This window comes from Vibrio tapetis subsp. quintayensis, assembly GCF_030409945.1.
In the GTDB taxonomy this organism is placed as follows: domain Bacteria; phylum Pseudomonadota; class Gammaproteobacteria; order Enterobacterales; family Vibrionaceae; genus Vibrio; species Vibrio quintayensis.
Genome location: NZ_JAUFQV010000019.1, coordinates 43,394 through 68,322, shown reverse-complemented (window position 1 = coordinate 68,322; position 24,929 = coordinate 43,394). Strand labels below are relative to the sequence as shown.

19 protein-coding genes and 1 pseudogene are annotated in these 24,929 nt (G+C 44.8%); 3 read left to right on the top strand and 17 right to left on the bottom strand.

The window, feature by feature from the left end:
- The first annotated feature begins 163 nt into the window (after positions 1–163).
- Entirely contained in the window at positions 164–1,798 is a 1,635-nt protein-coding gene (locus QWZ04_RS07985; protein WP_290326744.1) for an alpha,alpha-phosphotrehalase, read from the top strand.
- A gap of 115 nt (positions 1,799–1,913) precedes the next feature.
- Here QWZ04_RS07985 and QWZ04_RS07980 read toward each other — a convergent pair whose 3' ends face one another.
- The 17 genes and pseudogenes from QWZ04_RS07980 to QWZ04_RS07900 form a co-directional block, all read right to left on the bottom strand.
- Positions 1,914–2,555 (bottom strand): sugar transferase, encoded by a 642-nt coding sequence (locus QWZ04_RS07980; RefSeq protein WP_290326742.1) that lies wholly within the window; start codon positions 2,553–2,555, stop codon positions 1,914–1,916.
- Positions 2,556–2,564: 9 nt separating this feature from the next.
- On the bottom strand, positions 2,565–3,752 hold the full coding sequence (locus QWZ04_RS07975) for a glycosyltransferase family 2 protein (RefSeq protein WP_290326739.1): 1,188 nt from the start codon (positions 3,750–3,752) through the stop codon (positions 2,565–2,567).
- Complete coding sequence (locus QWZ04_RS07970; protein WP_435433594.1) at positions 3,749–4,852, bottom strand: glycosyltransferase; 1,104 nt, start codon at positions 4,850–4,852, stop codon at positions 3,749–3,751. Before QWZ04_RS07970 ends, QWZ04_RS07975 begins: the two co-directional genes overlap by 4 nt.
- A gap of 341 nt (positions 4,853–5,193) precedes the next feature.
- On the bottom strand, positions 5,194–6,618 hold the full coding sequence (locus QWZ04_RS07965; RefSeq protein WP_290326735.1) for a GumC family protein: 1,425 nt from the start codon (positions 6,616–6,618) through the stop codon (positions 5,194–5,196).
- Positions 6,615–7,733, bottom strand: a complete 1,119-nt coding sequence (locus QWZ04_RS07960; RefSeq protein WP_290326733.1) for a glycosyltransferase — start codon at positions 7,731–7,733, stop codon at positions 6,615–6,617. The genes QWZ04_RS07965 and QWZ04_RS07960 overlap by 4 nt, the downstream gene beginning before the upstream one ends.
- Before the next feature lie 9 nt (positions 7,734–7,742).
- Entirely contained in the window at positions 7,743–8,483 is a 741-nt protein-coding gene (locus QWZ04_RS07955; protein ID WP_290326732.1) for an acyltransferase, read from the bottom strand.
- A 92-nt stretch (positions 8,484–8,575) separates the two neighbouring features.
- A complete protein-coding gene (locus tag QWZ04_RS07950; RefSeq protein ID WP_290326730.1) occupies positions 8,576–9,970 on the bottom strand; it encodes an O-antigen ligase family protein in 1,395 nt (464 codons plus the stop codon).
- Entirely contained in the window at positions 9,970–11,403 is a 1,434-nt protein-coding gene (locus QWZ04_RS07945; protein WP_290326728.1) for a lipopolysaccharide biosynthesis protein, read from the bottom strand. Before QWZ04_RS07945 ends, QWZ04_RS07950 begins: the two co-directional genes overlap by 1 nt.
- The gene (locus QWZ04_RS07940; protein WP_290326726.1) at positions 11,403–12,641 is read right to left on the bottom strand and encodes a glycosyltransferase; all 1,239 of its coding nucleotides are present in this window, start codon (positions 12,639–12,641) and stop codon (positions 11,403–11,405) included. Before QWZ04_RS07940 ends, QWZ04_RS07945 begins: the two co-directional genes overlap by 1 nt.
- A gap of 1 nt (position 12,642) precedes the next feature.
- On the bottom strand, positions 12,643–13,929 hold the full coding sequence (locus QWZ04_RS07935) for a glycosyltransferase (RefSeq protein WP_290326724.1): 1,287 nt from the start codon (positions 13,927–13,929) through the stop codon (positions 12,643–12,645).
- A 171-nt stretch (positions 13,930–14,100) separates the two neighbouring features.
- Complete coding sequence (locus QWZ04_RS07930) at positions 14,101–15,171, bottom strand: glycosyltransferase family 4 protein (protein ID WP_290326721.1); 1,071 nt, start codon at positions 15,169–15,171, stop codon at positions 14,101–14,103.
- Positions 15,152–16,702, bottom strand: coding sequence for a sigma-54-dependent transcriptional regulator (locus QWZ04_RS07925; RefSeq protein WP_290326719.1), 1,551 nt, complete (start codon positions 16,700–16,702; stop codon positions 15,152–15,154). The genes QWZ04_RS07930 and QWZ04_RS07925 overlap by 20 nt, the downstream gene beginning before the upstream one ends.
- A 140-nt stretch (positions 16,703–16,842) precedes the next feature.
- Positions 16,843–19,263: a HAMP domain-containing hybrid sensor histidine kinase/response regulator gene (locus QWZ04_RS07920; RefSeq protein ID WP_290326717.1), complete on the bottom strand. Its 2,421-nt coding sequence runs from the start codon at positions 19,261–19,263 to the stop codon at positions 16,843–16,845.
- Positions 19,264–19,334: 71 nt separating this feature from the next.
- Positions 19,335–20,024 carry a P-loop NTPase family protein gene (locus QWZ04_RS07915; protein WP_290326715.1) on the bottom strand — a complete coding sequence of 230 codons (690 nt, stop codon included), beginning with the start codon at positions 20,022–20,024 and terminating at the stop codon, positions 19,335–19,337.
- Positions 20,024–22,048 (bottom strand): annotated as a pseudogene (locus QWZ04_RS07910) (SLBB domain-containing protein); the annotation flags it as partial. The gene QWZ04_RS07915 and the pseudogene QWZ04_RS07910, both read right to left, overlap by 1 nt.
- A gap of 100 nt (positions 22,049–22,148) precedes the next feature.
- Complete coding sequence (locus QWZ04_RS07905) at positions 22,149–23,000, bottom strand: OmpA family protein (protein WP_290326713.1); 852 nt, start codon at positions 22,998–23,000, stop codon at positions 22,149–22,151.
- 58 nt (positions 23,001–23,058) lie between these two features.
- Entirely contained in the window at positions 23,059–23,388 is a 330-nt protein-coding gene (locus QWZ04_RS07900; protein ID WP_290326711.1) for an STAS domain-containing protein, read from the bottom strand.
- 371 nt (positions 23,389–23,759) lie between these two features.
- Here QWZ04_RS07900 and QWZ04_RS07895 point away from each other — a divergent pair, with 371 nt between their 5' ends.
- On the top strand, positions 23,760–24,044 hold the full coding sequence (locus tag QWZ04_RS07895; RefSeq protein ID WP_290326709.1) for a GNAT family N-acetyltransferase: 285 nt from the start codon (positions 23,760–23,762) through the stop codon (positions 24,042–24,044).
- Between the two features lie 27 nt (positions 24,045–24,071).
- Entirely contained in the window at positions 24,072–24,911 is an 840-nt protein-coding gene (locus QWZ04_RS07890; protein ID WP_290326707.1) for an ATP adenylyltransferase family protein, read from the top strand.
- The last annotated feature ends 18 nt before the right edge of the window (positions 24,912–24,929 follow it).

Genomic DNA, 24,929 nt, shown 5'->3' with positions numbered 1-24,929 from the left:
AACAAAGGTATTTGGTAATAGCTATATCAATAGTTTGAATTTGGTCACTTTAACCCGGTTTTGTATAGCTTTAATCTATATCACTGAATGGAATGCCTATTTTTTTATTGAAGAAGAAGTCGATAATATCCATCGTAACAGAAATCAAAAAAGTGTAATGAATATGGAACAGAAATGGTGGCATGACGCGGTAGTGTATCAAATTTATCCGCGCAGCTTTTGCGATTCGAATAAAGATGGTATTGGCGACCTTGCCGGTATCATCAGCAAGCTCGATTACTTGCAGACGTTAGGTGTTAATGTGCTTTGGTTATCACCGGTTTATCAATCACCGATGGATGACAACGGTTACGATATTTCAGATTATCAAGCCATCGCCGCAGAATTTGGCACAATGGCGGATATGGAAGCATTGTTCGAACAGGCCCAACAGCGAGACATTAAGATCGTGATGGATCTTGTTGTTAACCATACTTCCGATGAGCACGAATGGTTCAAACAAGCTCGTGAATCGAAAGAATCACCATACCGTGATTTTTATATTTGGCGAGACGCAAAGCCAGATGGCTCAGTACCGGATGACCAGTGTTCTGTTTTTGGTGGCTCAGCGTGGGAGTGGTGTGAACAGTCGCTACAGTATTTCTACCATATATTTTCACGCCGTCAGCCTGATCTAAACTGGAACAATCCAGAAATGGTCAAGCGAATTCATACCATGATGAATTGGTGGATAGATAAAGGCATCGGCGGTTTCCGCTTAGACGTGATTGACTTGATTGGTAAAGACATCGACAAGCGAATTATGGGCAACGGCCCTAAATTGCATCAGCGATTGCAAGAAATGAACCGTGAGACCTTTGGCGACAAAGATCTGTTAACGGTTGGTGAAACATGGGACGCAACACCAGAAATTGCCAAAATGTATTCTGAACCAAGCCGAAATGAGCTGTCGATGGTATTTCAATTTGAACATATCACGCTGACATGGCAAGACGGCGACAAATGGCGTCCAAAAGTAAAAGACATCAATGCACTTAAAGAAGTCTTGATTAAATGGCAGTTGGAATTGGAAGACGGCGGATGGAACTCATTATTCTGGAACAATCACGATTTGCCACGAGTGGTGTCTAAATACGGATGTGTGGGTGAGCACCGAGTAGCGTCAGCCAAAATGCTGGCAACCGCTATGCACATGCTAAAAGGCACGCCTTATATCTATCAAGGCGAAGAGATTGGCATGACCAACGTAGCGTTTGATTCTCTTGATGACTATCGTGATATCGAAACACTCAATTTCTATGATGTTAAAACCCACTCAGGTACCAGTCACGAAGAGATGATGGAAGCCATTTACCAAAACAGCCGTGATAATTCGCGTACGCCAATGCAGTGGACTAACGTTGATAACGCTGGGTTTACGCAAGGTACGCCGTGGATTAAGGTGAACCCAAACCATAAAGAGATCAATGTAGAACAAGCATTAGAAGACAACAATTCGATTTTCTATCATTACCAGTCGTTAATCGCGTTACGTAAATCTCACCCTGTAATCGTATACGGCGACTTCATTCCAATTTTACGAGAAAACGAGCAGATATTTGCCTATCTTCGTCATGATGACAACGAACGTTTGTTGATCATCAACAATTTCAGCAATGAAAACCAGAACATCGTTTTACCAGAACCATTTCAAGACAGTGACGTAGAATGTCTGCTAACCAATAGGCACCCAATGAGTAAGCTAGGCAGGGAGTTATTACTCACGCCTTATGAGTCGATGGTGTTGAAGATCAGTTAGGCTAAAAGAAATACGCTAACGCAAATGAAGTATCGCTGGTTAGCGTAATACGAAAGCCCAAAATCGGTGCAGGATTTTGGGCTTTTTGTCTTTTGAATTGCAAATTATGCGTACCTTAACGACCTCGGCCATCAACCATGATAAGAATCGTTTTGGTTAGAATGCCTAGGTCGGTGATCAACCAACTTGATAACGAATTCATGGAAAGCGCATAGCTGTGGTCGAAGCCGACTTTGCGGCGAACATCATCAATACAAGTGTCGTAACCTTGGTTAACCTGCGCAAGTCCAGTGATCCCCGGTAACACGCCGTATGTACGGTCAGCAAAATAAGGGATAGCCGTTTCTAACTTACTGTAAAATGTAGGGCGTTCTGGGCGAGGGCCAATAAGCGACATTTCACCACGTAACACATTGATTAACTGTGGTAGTTCATCTAGACGAGTTTTTCGTAAAAAACGGCCAACAGGTGTAATGCGAGGGTCGTTTTTTGTTGCCCATACCGCGCCTGAACGTGTTTCTGCATCTTGGTACATAGTGCGAAATTTGATGATATCAAAGAACTCCATGATTTCAGGGGTAGACTTACCTACACGTTGTTGGCGATACAGAACGGGTCCTTTTGATGTGAAAGCAATAGCTGCTGCGATGAGTGGGAAAATCGGCATTAATAGCGCCAAGCCTACCAACGAGCCTACTAAGTCAAAAGTACGTTTTGCTACGGCGATCATTTTGTTTGAATTCATTAAACGGTTCATAAGTTTTCCTTAACGATTAACTCGTGTCCATGGACTAGATTCTAAGCCGATTAGGTAGCGTAAGCCGCCTACTAAGTTTGCAAAGTGACCGATGAGTAAGTAACTCAACCAGCGACAGATTTTGTGACTAAAAACGTTGGGTAATAGGTGACCTAGTAGGCCAATACTGTAAGCAGTAACTTGTGTGATAAACATAGCCATGAAAAGCAGATGACTCGATAACAACGCAGAGCTTATCAAACAGGTAATCATCAAATAAGGGCTGATGAGCCTTAACCCTTTGCCTGAGAAGAAGGTAAATGCCGTACCTCTGAATTTTGGGTTAAACAGGCTAGCTAGCGTGATCGCTTGCTGCATGTTACCTGCCGAAATACGCAAACGGCGTTTAAAATCATTGTTCAGGTCGGTGGGTTCTAATTCAACCGACACCATGTTGCTGTCGTAAATCGCTTGGTAGCCTTGTTCGACTATTTTCATCGGTAACACAAAATCATCGTTGATGGTGTTGGCCGCAAGCGGAGTAAACAAATCAGTACGAAAGAAGAATAATGCGCCATGTGAACCTAACGATGACCCAAGTGCGGTTTCGTTGGTTTTGACTTGGTTTTGATATTCCCAGTACTTCCTTTCCCCTTCGTTGCTTGACGTTCTTAGTTGGTAAGTAGCGTTAACCACACCGATATGGTCATTCTTAAAGTGTGTATCGGCGACGATTAACGCATCCATCGCAATAAGGGCAGAAACATCACTTAATGCTGTAATATCGGTATCAACGTCTTCCATTGCTCTGTTGATTACCGCGACTTTCCCCAGATTTTCCGAATAAGCTTTTACTTCAATGTGAGTGTCTGCGCAGATGGCTTCTTGTAGCGTCATTTGTGCTTCTTCCACTGTGTTGTCAGTGCATCCGTCACACGCAATGATGACTTTTAGACGGTCACGTGGGTAATCAAGTGATGCGATGTTACGAATTTTTTCTGCTATCCATTGCTCTTCGTTAAACGCAGGCACCACAATGGTAATACTTGGGCGAGTTTGATCTCGGCGGTTCTTACGGTATCCGTACCATTTTTGTTGAACGTGATTTAACGGGTGCTTTTTTGAATACCATTTCAGCAGCAATGGATAACCAATGTGATGGTAAACCACGAGAAAGGCACACGTTAGACATATGATGATTAGACCCAATTCCATCATGCTACTGCTCCTGTGGTTAAGTCCATGTAAGCTTGAGCCATTTTGTTGACATCATTGTTTTCGAGAACAAAATCCCTTGGGGTTACTTGGCTAGGGCTTTCGAGCATCCCTAATATCACGCTGGCCATATTGATTGGATTGTTCGCACTCATCAGGCGACCAGAATAAGGACATAAGGTTTCCTCTGCGGCGCCCACTTGCGTGACTGCGGTTGGAACTCCGCACGATTGAGCCTCAAGCGGCGATAACGGAAAGCCTTCGTAGCGAGAGGGTAAGCAGAAAATATCTAAGGCTTGATAGAAGCGAGGCATGTCGTCAACCAAACCAACAAACTGAACACGCGATTCCAAGTCTAATTTCTTAACCAATTGCTGCAGCGCTTCTTTTTGTGAACCGTCACCCGCAATAACCAACATGACATGACTTGGCAGGAATCGCATGGCGCTGATCAGTACGTCGTGGCCTTTTACCAGCTCAAGGCGGCCTGCACTCCCGATGATGGTTTTGTCCATTGGTAATTGGTAATGCATACGGGCGAGAGGCAAGCTTTTTGGTAAGAATTTTTCGCAATCAATGCCATTTTTAATTGTCACGGTGTTGGCATAACTAAAACAACTGTCCAAGTGTGCTTTTACACGAGCCGCGTCGGCAACCAAAGTGGGGGTCGCTATTTTTAATGCCCATTTTTCTAAACGAACTGCTTTCGCATTGGTTAGGTGCCATGCGTCATGTTCTGTATGAATTCGATGAGGAACGCCAGCGATTTTCGCCGCGATGGATGCATAAACTAAAGGGCCGATATGGTGCGTATGTACAACGTCAGGCTTGATAAGGTTAAACAGTTTGATCAGTTCTTTAAGAAGGTTAATTTGAACACCGGCCGCTTTATTAAGAAAGATAAGCTGATGGGCATGGGGTTCAAGCCTAGGCCAATCTTGCAGAGCTTGTTCCTTGTTACCCTCAAGGCTAACAATAATGACACGGTCTTGGGGTTGAGCATGATTAGCAAGGTCTAACGTTAGGGTTTCTAAACCGCCTGGGGCCAATCTTTGAACAACATGAATAACGGTTCTTGTTGCTGAATCGCTGCTTAATGTCAGAGCAACTTCTGTGTTTTTAACATCTAAGAATGTGGTCATAACATTTTCCTTAACTGGGTTGTCAGTGTGGAGATAGTTAAGCTGTTTAACTTTCTCGCCGTATGCCATAGATATTGCACAAGGCGTGCCATAAAACGATAGACTTTAAATTCAATGAGTTAGGGTTTATTTGGCTTTTTCCTGTTTTGAATTCTTGTTTTGACAGTCATTTTGAAATGGAAAAATCGTGGCGGAAGGCCGAAGATAAAAGAAGAAAAGCGAAAGGAGGCGATAAGGCCGGACACATCTCGTGGGTTAACAGAGATGTGTCGAAAAATTTGATGATACTTTTACAAATTGAGTTAACGGATACGCGGGAGAACGGTTAATACAGGTACGCCTGTTAATTCCTCCAGTTGCTGGCGAAGTCGGACAGATGTATCAAATACTTCCATGACGACAGCCATGCCAATGCCGAGAAATAAACCAGCAAACAGCCCGGCGATAACAAAGACGATACTTGGGAAGTTAGTCGGGGTGCTGGGTGTGTAAGGCAGATCAATGATTTTTACGCGGTCATTTTGTTCAAAGATCCCCAGTGATCCTGTGAGCTGTGCCATTTCGTATCGAGCCATTAACTCTTCGTATAGCGTGCGTTTGATCTCTACGTCTCGTGTTAGTCGGTAAAGCTGTTTAGTATTGTCGCCGAAACTGGTGGCTTTGAGTTCTAGCTCGTCGATCATCTGCTTTAAGCTTTTGGTTTCTTCTTTCAGCGATTCGTAGTTTCCTCTCGCGACTTGCAGGTTATGCAGTTGAGAAACCAGCAGGGGTTGAACGCTTCTCAGCTCATCAGTGTTGGTTGAACTTGCGATGTCCCATAATTGATCACTGTTTAGGCCCGGTTGTTTTTGTTGGAGCATCAGGGATCTTTCTTGCTCAAGTCGGCTCAGTTCTCGTTTTTTTGCTTGTACCGCACTGTGGTTGTCGGTGTATTTGGCTCTCAATAGGGTTAGTTCGCTACGAATATCGATGATTTGTTCTTCAATTCGGCCAACGACTGGGTTTGTTTTGGAAAGTTGCTCATCCAGCGAACCCATGCTTTTTTCAACGCCCGCTAGCTCAGCCTGTTTTTCTGCCAGGCTTTGCTTCAGAGTCGCTAAGCGATTCAAGCTCTGATTTTGCATATCAGGTGTTAGTTCTGAATTTAAATTGGTGTATTCCGCCAATGCCTGCTCGGCAAGATCAAGCTCTGCGGCTCGTTTATCAATATGGATACCTAAGAATTCACTGGAATCAGTAATAGAAGAGCGCTCGGGTGCGAGTAACTGTTCAATGAAATGACGACTAACGGACTCAAGCATGGCTTTCATGCCATCTGGGGAGTTCGACGTGTGGTTGATCTTCAGAAAATCCTTACCCAACTGAGAGACACTCAAGCTGCTCGAAATCTTTTGAATGACACGTTCCACGTCGGCTGGAGGCATATCGTCGTTAATTAAATTGAGTTCAGCGGCAACGGAATGCAAAACGTGGCGGCTCTTTAACAAGGTTTTTACTGCACTGAGCCTTTCATTGAGCATGGTCGATACGGCGATATCTTCAAGAAACGGGTTCATCTTTGCAGTTTCTTGTAGCAGCATGCTGGTATGAGAACGGTATTGGGTTGGTGCCATTTTACTCACGCCAAAACCGACAAACGGCATGATCAAAATGGGTACCAAAATTACGTATCGACGTCTCCACGCAGAACTCAATAAAACCAGTAATCGAAGTTTTAGTTTAATCATAGCGATTCCAACATTTTGTCAACGAACTCACTTCGCTTGTCCCAGCTTTCTTGGCTCACCAGAGGGCGAGTGTTGGGCTTTTCGTTCTGCGCTTTGCGAATGGCTTGTTCCATTTGAATTGCGTTGTTTGCAACTCGAACGTGGCTTTTATAAGGAGTTAATGCAGGAAAGTCAGTGGTAACGATTGGGCGATTAGCGGCCAAATACTCCATTAATTTTAATGGGCTACACGCTTCAATTTGTGAATTATGTTTGAACGGTAATAGACTGACATTCCAGTGCTGAGAATACTGAGGCAACAGGTGGTGTGGTTTGGAACCCAAATAGTACAGGTTGTCGGTTTGTGGCAATTGAAGTTTGTTTTTTTCGTTGGGGCCGATGAACACGAAGTCCCAATCGGTCATTCGTTTGGTTAGCTCTTGGACGAGATCGTAGTCCATCCAATCTGATAAGCTGCCGTAAAAACCCACGATTGGGCGGTCGCCTGTTGGTAAATCATGGGCTCTTGGTGCTGGCTTAGCAAACAAGTCGACATCAACGCCATGAGGCAGGAACTGGGTTTTACTGGCGGGAAACTTGGTCATGATGTTGTTGCTTGCTGCGAAAATAAGATCAGCTTTGTTGACCAGTTTTTTCTCGTGACAGCGAACGGTTTCATGATCCACACCCGCTAAAGACTCAAAGTCATCGCCACAATAATACACAACGGCAGATTCATTTAATTCGCCGCATAAGTCAGCCGCAGTGGGTAAAGATGACCATAAAATAGGAGACTGTAGCTGTTGTTGCTCAATAATGGGCAGTAATTGGCTTAGCATCCATTTCTTTGCCACATTGCAGGCCAAGTTTGACTGAGGCGCAGGGATGGTTTTCAGGTTGACGATGGTGATGTTCGGGTTGTTATTTTCGTCGGCCATAGGTTGATAATGCGCCTTACTTTTACCCATTAATTTGTAAGCCGCTCGCTTCACATCGCTCATCGTCAGTTTTGGTTGGCGTAAACCAATTGAGTTAACCCACACTACTTTACGAGAGTCGGCCAAACGAGAAACCAAATGCTGCGTGCTTGACGGAAGACCACCAAAATCTTCACCGAATACAATAAGATCGTGCATGGTAGCTCCTTAAGCTTGCGCTTTTAAAAGTGTAGTTGTTGATTCAAGGCTGCGAACGACTTTTGCTGGATTTCCAGCTGCGATCACAAAAGAAGGTAGGCTGCGAGTTACGACGCTGCCAGCGGCAATAATGGTGCCCTCTCCAATGGTTACTCCACCTTTTACGGTCACGTTCGAGCCAAGCCACACATCTTTTCTTAGAATAATATCTCCAACTTGGCTTTCTTCATCAGGCAAGCCTAAAGCGCGTTTTTTTGCGTCTAGTGGATGACCTGAATAGCCAAATAAAAATGCTTTCCCCGCGATGCGAACGTTGTCTTCAATGATGACTTTTCGACCGACCGCGATGGTTGTTTGCCAGCCAATACCGACGTTGTTTCCGATTTCAAGTATTGGGCTAAGGCTTGCACTTCGGCCGCTAAACGTTGTTTGGCCACTAATTCGGCAGTCACTTCCTAAGTTAATCGTCAAGGGGCCAGTGACCAAAGGCACGCCACCATAGATGTACACGTTCTTACCATACTGATTAAGGCGGCCTTTGAAAGCAGGGGTATGAACCAACAAGCGTGTGGTGCTATTCCATAACGACGTCACTAACTGGTGGCAGTAATACATGGTTTTGTTGAAGGCTTTAGGCGTCGGCAATTCAAAGCTACGAACCGCTTTAAGGTGAATAAACAAACGGCGATAGTTAGGGTTCGGGTGATTTTGTAACCAATGTTTAAACTGATTCATCTTGAGCGTTAGCATACTATTCATCCTTAAAATGCGATTCTATAGTTATGCTATTTCACATATCGTGCCAAAATATAAAGTCTTATATATCAGCTAATTATGAGTTTTTAGATAGAGGGAGTTAATGCTCTCTCTTTTTGACTGGCATTTTGATTGGCATTTTGAGTGATGTTTGCAACGGCGATGGTCAGTGCTGCAAGAATATAAATAGGCCAATTGAAGCCTTGAGTTAGGAAAGTGCCAGAAATAATTGTACCGATTAACCCGGCGTAAACGGCATTTGCAGAAGCAGACAAATAGGCACTGTATTGCTCCGGCTGATGACTTAATGTTGCTAACGTTTTACGCGCAGTGATGATAAGAGAAACAATAAAACAGATGAAAATAATGAGCCCCAATATGCCCGTTTCCGCTAGTACACCAAACCAGGTACTGTGCACCGCGTGATTTAATCCGTCCCAGTGTGAACTGTAGTAATAGTAGTTAAAATAGAAATTGTTCAGTCCCACGCCCGTTAGTGGGTTATCGATAGACATTTTGAACGCGGCTTCCCATGCATAGAGTCTGCCCATGGCAGAGGCGTCAACACCGGCTTCTGCTGAACCACCTGATGCTCGTTCACCAATACCCGCGGCGAAGTAGAGCACCAGTGCGCCAACTGCGCCAAGTGACATCACCAAGGTCTTAGATTTTATCAGACGGTAGGCATAAACAGCGAATACGGCGACCGCACCCATTAAACCGCCTCGACTTTGGGTCGCGATAACGGCCATCATCAAAATAACGCTGGTGATGGCACTTAGGATCCGTAGGTAGGCGGGAACACGCGGAGACGTAACTAAACTAATAGAGAAAGCCAACGGGAACATGAGCACAAGGGCTAAGTCGTTTGGGTCACCAAGCATAGAACCAAAATCACGTCCGATAGTGACACGGCTTCCCTCTACTAAGCCGATACCATTGATAGAGTTGTACATAGCAACGCAACCGACCAATAAACCAGACAACGTAATTAACACCGACATTCGAGCCAAGTTTTTACTGCTGTCTAGCAACCAAGTAATTGCCAGTGTCATAACAATGATTTTCCAGTACATGTTTTTGAAGTAATCAAGAGCGATAGGGCGATTAGAAGCAAACACGACCCCAATGATCACAAGCGCCCAAAATAGGGCTAACCACGTTAGACTGCGGTGCCAATAGATCTTCAATTCGCGACTAATTAGGCTGTGCCAGAGCAAAGCAGATAAGGCGCCTAAGGAAAGCAATAACGGTATTTTGAGTGGGTATAAAGCGGGAACAACTTCGTGGATTCTGAAAAAAGAAAATAGAACGAACAAAGTAACAAACCAAAAGGTCTGACTGATCACGACTAAGATCCCCAGCGGGAGAATTGAAATAACCAATGCAACAGCAGGGTTGGGAATAAACCGCCATACCACCGCAATTAACAAACAAACCGAGATGGCTATCAGAATGTGCGTGCGATTAGAATGGGCCATTATTGTGTTCGCCTTACAAAGCGTTGGGATACATCATGCCAAAGGGAGCTTTGCGCGATGGGCAGCAAAGCGAGTTTTGTCGCAAGCAGTATTATGAGTATAGGTGCACCTATTGCCATTATGCCAATCATAGCGAGTGACAGATCTTGAATAAACAGAGATAGGAACCCGAATGTACCAATAAATACCAATAACAATTGGTTGGTTTGGTAAGGCAAAGTAGAAAGCTTCTGGCTTAAGTACGTAACAGCCAGCATGCGAACCAATTGAGCGCTAAAGAGTGCCAATAGAATGCCCCAAATGCCGTAGTCGGCCAAGAAATAGGCTAATGAAAGGCCGAATAATGTTGCTGCAATATTGGTATAAAGCAGCCATTGAGTTTTCTTATGGAAAAGGATGCCAATGTTGGTTAATTCCGTCACTTCTTTGCACCACGCGATTGCAATCGTGGCGACCAATAACTTACTCGCGTCGTGGTATAGGTCTGGTAGGGCGATAACAATGAATACCTGCCCAACGCCTGCGACGAATAACGCCAAACATGAAATCAAAATCAAACCATACTGGGTTATCTGCAAGGTTGTCTTGGCTCCTTTGTTGCTTAGGTAATTAAAACGTTTAGGCATCCACCACATACCAAATGGCTGGACCAAAATACACATAGCGAGCGCGAATTTAGCCGCGATGGCGTATTGGCCAAGTTGTGCAAGAGACGTTGAAGCGGCGAGTATCCAGCGTTCTCCGCCGTTTAACCCAAAAGCAACCAAGCCAGACAGCATCATAGGAACGCAATAGGCCAAATAAGTCGTAAAAGGTATTGTGTTTTTTTCCAAAAGGTTCAATCGGCTAACGATCTGAATAGCGATTAACTGTATTAAATGTGCGATAAAGCTGGCGAATAGAATCCCCGCAACACTCGGCATAAATTGAAGCACAAGCAACACCAATGTAACTTGGAATACACTGGTTCCAACGCATATCTTAAGAAAGGCTTTGACCATATCTTGCATTCTTAACCACGCTAAACCTAGGCCGATTGCGCTTTCCAATGAAAGGGATAACAGTAACACGTTGATTTCATTTTGATTGACCGGAATCCATTGGGTGACGGGTAAAGTATTGGCTGCAAACAATAATACCGATGAAATGCTGCCTGAAATTAATAAGCCGTTTCGAAACAACTCGCTGGCAATCGCTTTACGCTGCGCAGAATTGTTTTGCTCTCCGGCAAAGCGGTACAGCGCCTCATGCATGGCTAACCCCATCAACAGGCCGAAAAATGTACCAATAGACGCCAGCAACTCAAGTTTACCAAGTTGTTCAGGAAGTAAGTATCTCGCCATGATCGGAAGCATGATGAGTGATATCCCTTTAATAAGGAATAGCCCCAGCGCATACCCCGTCATGTTCTTTAATGCTGATGGGATTTTCATTAGCGAACCCTCTTTGATACAGAACGAGCGGATTCCGGAGTCTGAGTATAATGTGCCGCATTATTGTGTTGCATCGTTAAAGGGCCGCTCGTTTCAAAGTCATTAGATTTAGTACAAGCTGCATCGCATATGCTTTGATAAACGGACTCCGCTCGGTAGTTCATCGCCATGCGTTTGGCTTGCATGCCTAATAACGGTATCAAATATGTATTGGATGACGCTTTATTGATTGCCGCCTTAAGGCTGTTTACATCATTAGGTAAGTACTTGATGCAATGTACATCCTCACTGAGGACAGTGTCCCAATAGGCACCATCCGACGGAATAATAATACACATGCCCGCGGCCATTGCTTCTAGTGTGGCGAGCCCGAAGGGTTCGTTCGTGCTGGTAGAAATGTAAATGTTGCTCTCGGCACGGATCTCGTCAAGGTTTTCTGGCTGTTCAAACCAAGTGACACCGTTTAAGGCAATAGGCGCATCACTTACGGTTAACGCAGTGTTTTTTGGCTTGATATAGCAAATGTTTGTGCTGATTAGGCTGCTATTAGACGATTTTGTTAGGCAGTCGGTCAGAAGATCCAACCCTTTCCATTTTAGTAGCGATGCCGACCAGAATAAACGAGGCTCATCGTATTGGCATTGCGTTGGCCACTGTTGTCTTGACAGCCCGTTGGTAAAGGTTTGGCAATGTGGTCTATTTAGGTAGGCATTTGCCAATGTATCATCAAGATCTATGTTGATCTTATTGCGTAGAAACAATTTAAGCGCGGCAATTATCGATGAGCGGCTGCTCGGCAGATAGAACAGATGGTGGGCTTTTGTTAAGCAGTAGCCGATAGAGCGTGACAGGCCGACTGGACCGTGAATAAGCTGAATGATGCGGTAACCAAACAGGAATTTGCACAGGTATAAGGCCATATCTACTCCGGGCCCAGATGCACCAATCGCATTGGTGATTTTTGGTATACGAAGTAGGGTAAACACCAAGAATAGGCTAAAATAACCTTGTTTTAACCAGTAGCCAAGCCCTGAAGACGCATGAGCTAACCAACCAGGACACGGCAAAAACACAATCGAAAGTGACGTGGTATTAAGCTCTGAATTTTTCCAGCATTTTGGGCTCGCGGTGACGACAGTAAACTGGGTTTGGTTGCTATCGCAATGAGACAAAGCGCAGCTGGTGGCAACTTTAGAACCACCAGAGAACGGGATTGGGTCAAAAATTAAGTTCATCATATTACCCTCTCATCATCAGTGTATTAGGCAGTCGACGCAGTGGACGTAGCCCACTAAACCAAGATGGTTGAGATTCACCGGTTAGATTTTTATTTTCATTAAGCGCTTTTTGATAAATCGCCTCAATTTTTTGGTAATTGATGTTGAGTGTAAATTCATTTTTGATGTGCTGTAGTGCATTCATTGCCATGACTTGATTCGGTTGGCTAGGGTTGGTTTGGTTATCCAAGAATGTCTTGATAGCATCGGTTAAGCCAAACTCTGCGGTATTCGAATATAAAATGCCGGTTTGCCCATCAGTGATTATTTCTGGAATGCCGCCGGTATGTGGTGCAATGATTGGCAATTGAGCCATGCCCGCTTCAGCAACTACCAACCCAAAAGCTTCACTGCGTGCTGCACTAATAAAACCATCGACTCCGCCAGTTAACCAACTGTGAACGTTGTCTTGTTCACCAACAAAATGAATGCGATTGTTAAGTTCTAGTGCTTTTGCGTGACTTTTCAGCGTTTCCTTTTCATCGCCTTCACCAATCACAACAAGGTGCAAGTTTGGGTGTTTGTCGTGCAATTCGAACAGGGCGTTGATGACACGGTCGACTCCCTTGCGGTGAATGAGAGACCCAACGGTTACAAAGACCGTTGCGTTATCTGCAATGTTTAACTTTTGTCTTACGTTTACTGCTTGTTCAACGTATACGGATTTTCGTAACGTTGACGCATTGCTGAGGGGGGCCTGCTCAATCGACGATGATGGAGCGATGCCAGTATCGATGCCATTGTGAACAACACTCAGTTGATCGGCTGGATAGCCGTCTTGAATTAGATTGGTACTGATGGCTTTACTAACGGTAATGATTCGAGGAGAGAGATGCAGGCCAAGCGTTAAGCGGTCTCGAAGCGGGTAATCACTGTGCAGTTGCGTGACAACGGGAATGCCCGCTAAACGGCCTACGAAGCACATCCACTGGCATGGTGCTCCGCTGTTAACGTGAATAATGTCAATACGGTTTTCTTTTACCATTTTCAAACCATGTTGAATCAACTTCAACCAGCCCATTACGTTGAAACGGCTGTTTGACCAACCCAATAGTATTGGAAAGATATCTAGCTTAGATTGAACATCATTTCGAAGTGCCACATGGTGGAGTGCTGGGTTGTTAGTCCACAAAAAAGGACGATACTGGCGACGATCTAGCTCGCTCAATAGGTTGATTAGGCAATGCTCACTGCCGCGCAACCAATTATCACCGTAATGTACGTATAATATATTGTGTTTATTTTGCATCGCTCTCTTCCTATTCGTCCTGAATGATAGAGATATTGCAAACGCAGTGCCAAATTTATAATTATTTTAATTTGTTGTTTTTAATTGAGTTTTATATTTTTCATTGCCGGATTTGTTTACTTTCTCAATATGAGAATCAGAATAGACAAAAGAGAAATGCTGTTGAAGTACCTAGTTGGCGATTTGATAATGACGCAATACTTGCGGAATGATAGCTTGGCTAGAGTAGTTCTGAGTGATGGTATTGCAGGCATTGATAGCGATTTCATGCTGCTGACTACGAGACATTTGTAGCCACTCCATCAGGCAAGTTGACAGTTCATCTTCAGAATCTGCAATCCAGCCATTGACGCCATGATTGACTAGGGTACTTAAAGCGCCCACATTCATAGCGACAACAGGAATGCCTCGCGCCATGGCTTCAAGAGCAGCCATTGGTAGGCCCTCAAAACGAGAGCTGATGACCAATATACCCACGGCCTCCCAAACACGTGTCATGTTGTTTTGATGACCATGGTAGACAATATTTGGCTCCCCTCTATCGAGTAGCTCGGTTTCCATTGGACCAGAACCGTAGACGTGGAAGGCCAAGTAAGGAAACTGAATGGCGAGGTCAACAAAACGGTCTGGCCCTTTTTCGTGGCTCAGTCGGCCAACAAAGGCGATTTGCTCTCCTTCACTTAGGTGTAGCTTGTCGGTTGAAATGAAGTTATTGAGTACCACGGATTTCGCTTTGACTTTGTCCTGAACCAATTGGCTAACAGCAAAATTCGCTTTCGAGACAAACGCACTATAACGGTCAAGTGCGTCATATAGCTTTACCTTGCCTGATGGCGTCTCACCGGCATGAAACGTGGTGAATTGTTCGACTTTACTTCCTGCCGGCGTAAGTTTAATGAGCTTACTCAAAATACTGGCTTTATAACCATGAGCGTGAACCAGTTTTGGCTTATGAATACCAACGGCTCGAGACAATGCGTAAAGCGGGTTCAAGCGTTTTGTAGAGCCACTGATTTGATAGAGGTAAGAGTACTGAATATTGGCCATTTGCAGGCGGTCGATCAGGGGAGAAGCGTGGTCGTATTGAGTGACGAATACGACCCGGACGGAATGACCGAATTGACTCAAACCATAAGATAACTCTAAAACGTGTGTCTCTATTCCACCAAAAGTTAGGCTGTCGATTAACAGCCATATTTCATTTTCTTTGGGGATGTGACGATCACGCTTGCTTAATGTCATCTTCCGCTTCCCATGCTTGCTTCTTACGGTAAACCGTAGATGGGCTTAAATCGAGTAGAACAGCGGCGTTGAGCACATTGCCGTCACAAAGATTAATGGCATTTTGGATGGTTTCGCGCTCTACCTGCCACATTGGTTTCACGTCTGTATTTGGCATTCCATCTTGGCTTTGTGTTGCAGCGCCTTGATCAGATAAGTGTGGTACTACCGCTTCAACAGGTGCCGTACTTACTGGCATCGAACTCTCTGGCATAGAGAGATTCGCTGGCGTAGAGAGATTCGCTGGAGGGACGCTTTCTTGTGGTTGGCGAACATGAATGGGTGATGCGTGCCTGCTAGAGGTTGCCTGAGTTTTACGCGCAGGGCCATTAACCGGAGCCGGAATGTGCGCGATAGATACTTGCGGTTCGTCATTAAGTACCACTATATTTCGAATGATATTTTGTAATTGACGAACGTTTCCAGGCCAAGGGTAGCGAGTTAACAAAGCTTCGGCATCGGGTTGGAAACCAGTGAATCTTTTCTTATCTTGTTTGGCGTACATTTTAAGGAAGTGTTTTGCCAAGTTGGCGATGTCTTTTCCTCGTTCGCGCAGTGGTGGCATATCAATCGGAATCACGTGTACGCGGTAATATAAGTCTTCTCTGAATCGGCCTTCTTCAACTTCGAGTAGTGGATCTCGGTTGGTTGCACAGATAATACGTACGTCTACTTTTACTTCTCGGCTACCACCAAGAGGGGTAAAGGTGCCGGTTTGCAGAAAACGCAGCAGCTTTTTCTGCATTTCCAGTTCCATTTCACACAATTCATCTAAGAATAATGTGCCGCCGTTTGCTTGCATTGCCGCACCTTTACGGTCTGTTGTTGCGCCAGTGAATGCGCCTTTAACGTGACCGAAAATCTCACTCTCCATTAGGTCTCTGGGGATGGCACCACAGTTAATGGCAACAAACGGTTTGTCTTTACGCTGGCTTTCTTTATGAATGGCTTCGGCACACACTTCTTTACCTGTACCACTTTCGCCACAAATGAAAACACTGGCCGTTGTTGGCGCGACAGCATCGATGGTTTGATACACGGTTTGCATTGGAAGGCTTGAGCCAATGAACCCGTGGAATCGAGTTCGATCTAGTTTACTTTCAAGACTTTCTACAAGGTGTTCAAGCTTGGCTCGCTTGAGGTGTAATGTGACAGACGTTTTTAGGCGGTCGGCTTTAATCGGCTTTTCAAGGAAGTCTTCGGCTCCTTTTTGGATAAGCCCAACGGCGATATCAACTGAACCGTGCGCTGTAGCGATGACGACAGAACTTGGAATTTGGTTCTCTTTTATCCAGTCGAGAATGTCCTCTCCGGACATATCAGGCAGTTTTAGGTCCAAAATAACTAACTGCGGTACGTTACGTTCGATGAAGTCTTTCGCATCTCGCCCTGTTTCAACATGGAAGAGATCATAGGGCTCATCTTTTACGTACTGCTTATATAAAATAGCCAGTGAGGTCGAGTCCTCAACAAGCAACACTTTTGGTCGCATAATCACATCCTGTCTGTTTTCCTAGCTGATGTTTAATACTATGAAACTTATTGATAAATATTTCGAGCTAAATGATGGAATTGTTGTCGATTTTTATGAAAACTGTTAGCAAGTACCATTCTTGTTGGTGTTCATGGTCGCTATCCTTGGGCCAATTTTTGTTCGCTGTACTTAACTAAGGCCGCCAGCGATGTTTTCGCCAGTTCAGGAAGCTCTTTGCCTAAAGTGAGCGCTTTGACGGCATCACCTTCACGGCATTCTTTTTCGATGGCTCGAGCAAGATCGGATAATTTGCGGTTTCCTAATGCTAAGGAGGCACTTCCTAACGTGTGTGATTCAAATTCAAGCGCGTCTGAATCTCCAGAGCTTAACGCTTGAATGACTTTATCAACACGTAAGTTCGTTTCTTCGATGTAATGCTCTACAAGTATAGGCAATACCTCCAGGCTCGTGTCTTCGATCATTTGTTCTAAAATTGCTTCGTCAACAATGGCAATGTCATCCTCATTATCCGCCCTTGCTTCGAGCTTGTGATCGTCAAGGCTATGGTTATTGAGACTCGGTTCGGTGTGCATTGCTTTTGCTGACTTAGTTGCTGTGGGCTTCATTTCTATTGGCATAGCTAAGTGTTCTTTCATTAGTGATTCATCTTCTACTGAATGTGAAGTAAGCGATGATGGGCCTTTAGAGACAATGTGAGGGATAGTCGCTATTTCCCCATTGGGTAATAGGTATTTATGCAGCACATCAATGAGCTGGCTTTTTCTAACCGGTTTTGAAAGATAGTCGGTCATGCCAATGCCCAAAAAGTTTTCTTTATCACCTGATAAAGCATGAGCGGTTAGGGCAACGATGGGCAACTGTGCTTTGGCTTCGTCAGTCATTAAACGAATGTGCTGACAGGCTTCTATACCATCCATTTCCGGCATGGAAATATCCATGAATACAATGTCATAGTCATGAAGTTGAATTAACTCTAAGGCTTGTTGGCCATTCTCTGCAAGATCAATATTGATACCAGCATGAGAAAATAAGTTCTTGATCACCAACTGGTTGGCTTTGTTATCTTCAGCGACAAGTACACGGGCAGCGAGTATCGACTCTGGAAGATCGTCGTTTCTGTGGTTGTGGTTTACAGGAACTAACGGTTGGGCGGATGTTTCAAGAGATACCTGAAATTCAAAACGGCTGCCAACGTCGACCGTACTTGAAACCGATATTTCACCATCCATTAAGAATGCCAGTCTTTTACAGATTGCTAGCCCTAACCCAGAGCCTTCTTGTGAACGAGAATAAGTTTGGTCGACCATGGTAAATTCATCGAATAGATAACTTTGCGCTTCTTGCTCAACACCCACACCTGTATCAATTACCGCACACGACACAGAGAAGCGTTGGTCGGATGTTTTTTTAGCGTCTATTTCGACGCTTACGCTGCCATGCGGAGTAAATTTGAATGCATTCGCGAGTAAATTAAACAATATTTGGCGATAGCGATTGGCATCACCGTAAACGAATTCCGGTACCTGCGGCTTGATTGTGCAATTTAGGATCAGTGCTTTTTCTTTGGCGAGAGGTTCAAAGCTACTGACAACATTAGACACACACGCGTGAAAATCGAATGCGTCTCGCTCCAAGATCAATGTGTTCGCTTCCATACGAGAGAAGTCGAGAATGTCATTGATTATGGAGAGCAAAAACTCGCCGGATTCCGTGGCTGTTTTAAGCAGTTTTTGCTGCTCTTGCGTCAGTTTGGTTTCTTCAAGCAATGACAGCAAGCCAAGGACACCGTTCATTGGCGTTCTGATTTCATGTGACATTGAGGCTAGGAAGCGGCTTTTAGACTCGTTGGCGTTTTCTGCTTCAATTCTCGCTTGTCTTAACTCTTGGTAGCTTTGTTCAAGGTTACGAGACATATCATCGAACGCGTCAGCCACATCGCCGAGTTGATCGGTCCGGTCTAACCGAAGTTCATAGCCAGGGCCTTTTTTGCTTAAGGTATGAGCGACGTTCGTTAAACGAGTGAGATTCTTAGCGAGATAAGTGCCGAGTACGAACGAGAAGAAGACCACCAAGAGAATTTCTAAGCTGGCAATTCCGATGATGGATTTCTGCGCTTGGGCCAACATTTGCTTCAGTGCTGATGTACCAAACCCCATGTCGACATGGCCATAAACGATGTCGTTTTCTCTGATCGGTACGCGGATATCGAATACGCTGTCATCAATAGAAGACAAATCTTGGTCGACATTTGATATTTCGCTGAGCAGTAGGTTATCGCCGCCAACCGCAAGAACTTTGCCTTGGTAAGTAATGCGCACATATAAAACATCTTCTTGCGCCATGATGTCGTTGACGAGATCATCTATGGTTGCAAAATCCATCGATAAGACGGCGTTGGTACTGGCGTGAACAAACATAGACGCGTTGGCGTTAGCACGTTGGATCAGTTGTTTTTCATTGGATGTCGAGAGAAAAGAGATAGAGCTGAACACTAAGATCATCAAAAGAGCGATCTGTATAATGGCAATGCCCAAAATAGTTTTGGTTACAAATGTCATAGTCTTCCTTGATGTGACTTTTTTTTCAAATTGTTGCCTCTAGTTAAGCATAGCCTAGTTTTAAATAAGCACTAGACAGGTAAATTCAAAAATGCGTTTTTCATCAACGATTTGGACATTTTATCCCGCCATGTTTTTGGTATGAATTTCACACGTTGTACTTCTCGACTTAATTCCTCTGCAAGCGTTGGCTGGTCTCTTAAGTTAAGAACACAACCTAGTACGTGGGTTTTGCCTGCACTCAACATGGTCATGGCTTGGCTCACCTGGTTGGCATTGGTTGCGCTGCCGAGTGTGACCAAAATCGTTTCATCGCAGGCACTGGCAACACTTTGTGCCGGAATATTGCCACGGTTAACTTGCAATAACGGTGAAGTGTCGACAATGACGCGGTCGTATTTCTCTAGCCACTTGGTTACAGCTAACTGCATGTTCTTTGGGTCTTTATACGCTAATTGAGTTGAGCGGTCGTTGGGGACAGGTAACCCAACGAACAATTTGTGGCTGCTCTCGTGCTCAATCCACTCTTCGGCGCTTTCGCCTACATTAATCTCAATATTTCGAAAAGCGGGGTTGAACATGTTTAAGTCAACTAAAAGGGTGCTATGGCCCGCGAGTAGGTAACGCTCAGCCAAGGCCGATGCAAATGATGTTACGCCGTCACCTGAGTTGCAAGCGGTGATGCACAGAGAACGACATTCAGCGAGCTCAGCCGCGAGGTATAGCTGTTCGATTTCAGCGTGGGTCGAGGGAATCATCATTACAGTGCTCCTATCAATACAATAGTCGTGGTCAGTTGTAAGACGTCGGTTAACCCTTGACGCGCTTTTTCTAATAGGCTTTCACTTTGATCCGGAATGTAAATGGTGTCACCTGCGCGCAAGACTGGCAGTTGGTAGAAATCCGCTGTTTTGCTAAATTCAATCAAGTCAAAGGTTCTGGCTTGTCCTTGGCAGCAAGACATATTCACGACACTGATTTTTTCAAGATAGGCACTTTCCCTTGGGCCACCGGCTTCTGCGAGTAGGTCAAGTATGGTCATGTTGTCGTTAAAGACATAGCGGCCAGGTTTGTTGATGGCACCTAAGATTCGAACGGTCGATTCTTTAGAACGGTCTAGCCAGTTTTTGTCTTTTTCTGGAATATAAATGGTGTCGCCTGTTTTTACATGCGGCAGTAATGATTCATCGCCTGTTTCGAAATACAAAGACAGGTTCAGTTTGCTCACCTGTGAATAGGTTTTGTCTCTGTGGGTAATGCGAATGTTGTGTATGTCGGCGTCTTTTGTTGGGCCATCAGCCGCTGAAAGAATGTCTAGAAAGTGCATTTGATTAGTAAAACGATAGCGGCCCGGTGCGTTTACTTGGCCAAAAACGTAGATTGAAGCGTCAGAGCTTTGGCGAACCCACTGAGATTTGTTGTCAGATGGATCTTGAGGTAAGTCATGTACGCGAACGATGGCACCAGAAGTAATCACGGGCAAATTTGATACCTGCGCGCCACCAATGATGTATTCGTCCAAATTGAACACCACCATCTTACGGTTGCCAGAGACAACTTCGATTTTCGTTGTATCGGCTCTTAGTGTCGGGCCACCAACATGAGCTAGTAGATCCATTAGGTTCATTTCATCTGACCATTCAATGCGGCCCGGGCGTACCACTTCTCCAATAACGCTGACGGCGCGGTTTGGCGCTATTTTCAACCAAGACTTCTCGTTCATGTCGGTTTTTTCAGGAACAAATATAGCGTCACCTGATTGTATCGCTGGTGGTTGCGCGCCAGTTAACCCCTCCGTGTAAGCGGTTAAGTCGAACTTGATCACTTGCCCTGTTGATTTTAATACTCTAATTTGGCGAGATTCAGCAAAGCGGGTAGGGCCACCTGCATTGGCCAAAATATCCATAAACGTAGCGCCTTTTTTGCCCTCAAACGCTCCTGGGTTCGCCACTTCACCCATGATGTAGACCATGTTGGCGCCGGATTTAATCTCTTCTTCCATCATAGGTACAAAGATAGTCGAGCCAGGCGTCAGGGCTGGAAGCATTGAAGCGTCGCCAGTATCTAAGTAACGCTTAAGATTAAACAGAGTTGGGGAATTGTTGGTGATCACACGGATCTGCTCGACGCCTGCATAACGTGTAACGCCACCAGAACGCATCAATACGTCAACGAGATTTGTCCCTTCTTTGTAACTAAACGACCCGGGGGCGTTAACTTCACCGAACACTTTAATGGCTTGACGAGCATCAGCACTGTCACCGGCATTGGCGAGTTTAGCCGCGTCAAATTCTTGCTCGATATTGCCGACAAGTGGAGAGGCAGGAATGAATAAAGTGTCGAGCGAACGCAGTTGTGGCAAGTCACTGTCGTTACCGCTGTCTAAGAACTTTTTGTAATTGAATTTTGTCTGGTCTTTATTGCGTTTCAGGATCATGGCGTTGAGCTGTGCCCCGGAGCGCAGCCCACCAGCCGCATACAGCGCCATTTGGATGCTCGCTCCCTCTGCTAATGTGTATTCACCAGGCGATTCCACATAACCTTGAATCGAGACCAGTATCTGACGTTTCGTTACGTACACTTTTGCGCTGGATAGATCGCGAAACATTTGACCCAGAGCACCTTTAACGATTTGTTCTAATTGCTGGTCGTTGTAGCCTGCGACCAAAATAGGGCCAATTTCGGGTAGTGTGATACGGCCGCGTTTATCAACCTGAAAACTTTTGTTTAAGCTGCTTTCACCGGGTAGATTAACTTGGACTAAGTCGCCAATTTGTACGGTTTGTTGATTACTCTCGTTATTCGTAGTTTCGGCAAAGCAAGTGAATGCAAAAAACATGGTGGCGATAAGTAATAAGAATTGTCGAGCGAACGTAGATAAAGAGTTAGTAACGATCATGTTGGCCTCCCATTGCAGATTCTGCGGTATTTGCGGGCGCAATCACTTCGACACTTACACGCCTGTTGGTGAGTTTCACCGCTGGAGTATCCCCTTCGAATAGAGGCAAGCTTGAACCGAGCGAAGAGGTTTTGATTCGCTCTGGTGCTAACCCGAATATACTTAGATATCGTTTGACCTGTTTGGCGCGACCCATCGCAAGTTTGTCATTATGTTCATCAGAGCCGCTTGAATCGGCATGGCCAGTTACCACAATGGTGAAGTCTTTATGTTCTCTCAATATGTTGGCTGCTTCGGCTAGGTGGCCCATGTATTTTGGGTTTATCTCGATAGAGTCGTAAGCAAATTGGTTGTCAACGTTGAGTAGTTCAAATAGTTGGTTAACGATATCAAGTCGAGACAACAGAACATCTTGATCTCTTGGTGGAACACAGCGAGTTTGGCTGGTAACGTAGTCTAATCGTAATTCTAGATCGTTTAAGGTTCTTCTAAGGATGATGATATCGTTAGCTGCGTCTAATAACAGGCCGCCCTCAAGTTCTCTCGCTATGCGGTTTTGCTTTTCTTGAGCCTGCACAACTGAGGCAGGAAAACACCATTTTGCTCCCTCACGAATGAGTGAGTCCAAGTGAAGTTTGGCTATCTGCCAGTCAAAACGTAAGCCATGTTCAGGGCCTAGTGGCTCGTCTGGCATGACGGGTGAAAAACTCGTACTTGCGTAGTTAGAACCTGTGTAGTTTTCCGCAAGCCCTCCGGTGCCTTTTTCTGGGTAATTGGAGCACCCAGATAACAAGGCAAAGCTTAATAAACCTGTTGCAGCGCTAAATGATAATTTCATGCCAACGTCCTTTGTTAGAAATCTTATTATTTTTATTGTTTGTAATAGCTTAGTTCATTTACGCGAAATCTAAACTTTTTGAGTTAACAGGTATTGCGTGGCCGATTCGTAGCAGTTTGATGATTTCTAATGGCTGACCTTTGGCGTTTTCAATACGCATGTTGCGGTTATGCTCCACAAGGCGTTTGTATAGATAGACCATTGCGCCGACGCCAGACGAATCGAGAAACTTCACGAGATTAAAATCAATTTCAATTTCTGCGTGATCGTCCATCGAAATGATGCTGTCGATATAAGGTTGTGCAGCGCGAGCACCGGTTGCGTCAAAGTCGCCCTCTAGTGAAAGAGTTAACACGTCTTGGTTAGTTTCAATTCTTGTCAGTTCCATGATGTCTCTCCTAATGGGATGTAAGTATGTCGCTAATTATTGTTGCGTCGAAGTAATAAGAGCAGGTTCTGTGCCATCTTTTATTTTGTTTTAATACAAGGGGTTATTCGATTGTCTGTTTGTTTTCTCAAATTGAAATTCGGGAATTTATCAATTTGAGAATCAATAGGAATGGTGTCAACTAACGCATTTGCGCTATTTCCTTTATTTAGGTCACGAACTGCGTTGGAAGTATCACCTCCTAGTTTAGCCGGGGTGTTCTGAGCATTATGGATAGTCAATGGGGCGTAATTGGTTCACAATGATTGAAAGTTAAGACTCAGAGTCACAGCCTGTTTGCAAAAACTGCGGAATAATAGAAGGAAGCCCGTATGGATATAACCGTGCAGCATGACCGAGGCAACAATGAATTTCGTATTGAAGTGGTTAATAATGAGTGGGCTAAGGTCACTTATAGGCCCGTGGGGGAGGTGATTTATATTGATCATTCCTCGGTCCCATCGAGTTTACGTGGGCAAGGGAAGGGAGCGGTCATGATGGAGGCATTATTGCCCGAGATAGCGCTCCTAAAATGGAAAATAGTCGCGGAATGCAGTTATGTTAAACATTACCTTGATAAGCACCCCCAATGGCGTCACCTTGTTTCCGAGGATTAGCGCTTTATTAGTACAAAAGGAAATGCGATGTTTTGGACTCAGGCTCAGGAAGTAAGCCAACGAGCGTTGGAAACTAATGCGTTAGTGCCAATTGCATCAAGTTGCTTTCACTTTGAAAGTGATGGTGTAACGTGTTTTGGTCACACCTTAAGTGACAATATCCGTAAAAAGCCCGTGGTTCATGCTGATGACCACACATTGGCAACCAAGATGTCTACGCCGATTAGAAATCCATTCTTGCCTTATGAACCGGACATGTATGTAGCCGATGCGGGTGATGATCACGTTTGTATTTTAAACAAATATCCGGTTATCACGCCCCATCTTTTGATTTGTACGCGTCAATACGAAGCACAAAACCAACTCCTTAATCTGTCTGACTTTTCAGCGTGGCTCATGGCATACAGTGAATTGCCAGACGAGTTACCTGACGGAAATGGTGGTGCAGATGACGTGCTGGGGTTCTTTAATGGCGGTGTAATGGCAGGAGCCAGCCAGCCGCATCGCCACATGCAAGTAGTCAGAACACAGATTCCATTTGAGCGTATTATCGCAAGCGGGAGTCTTCCTTTCTCGCATCGGTTATTCACCTTTAATAAGCTTAATGCCACAACACTATACGCTCAGTATTTAGAGATGATGTCTTCCTTAAATCTAACCCCTGACGCTGATGGCGGCACGTGTAAGCCATACAACTTACTGTTAACCCAGCGCTGGATGCTGATGGTGCCAAGAAGCGTGAATCACGTAAATGGCACGTATGCGAATGGCATTAACTTTAGTGGACGATTCGTTGTAAGAAATGAAACGCAAATAGACTGGTTAAAACAACAGGGCGTGTTCAATTTTTTAGGGCAATGCACTTAGCATAGCCCTTAGCTCACG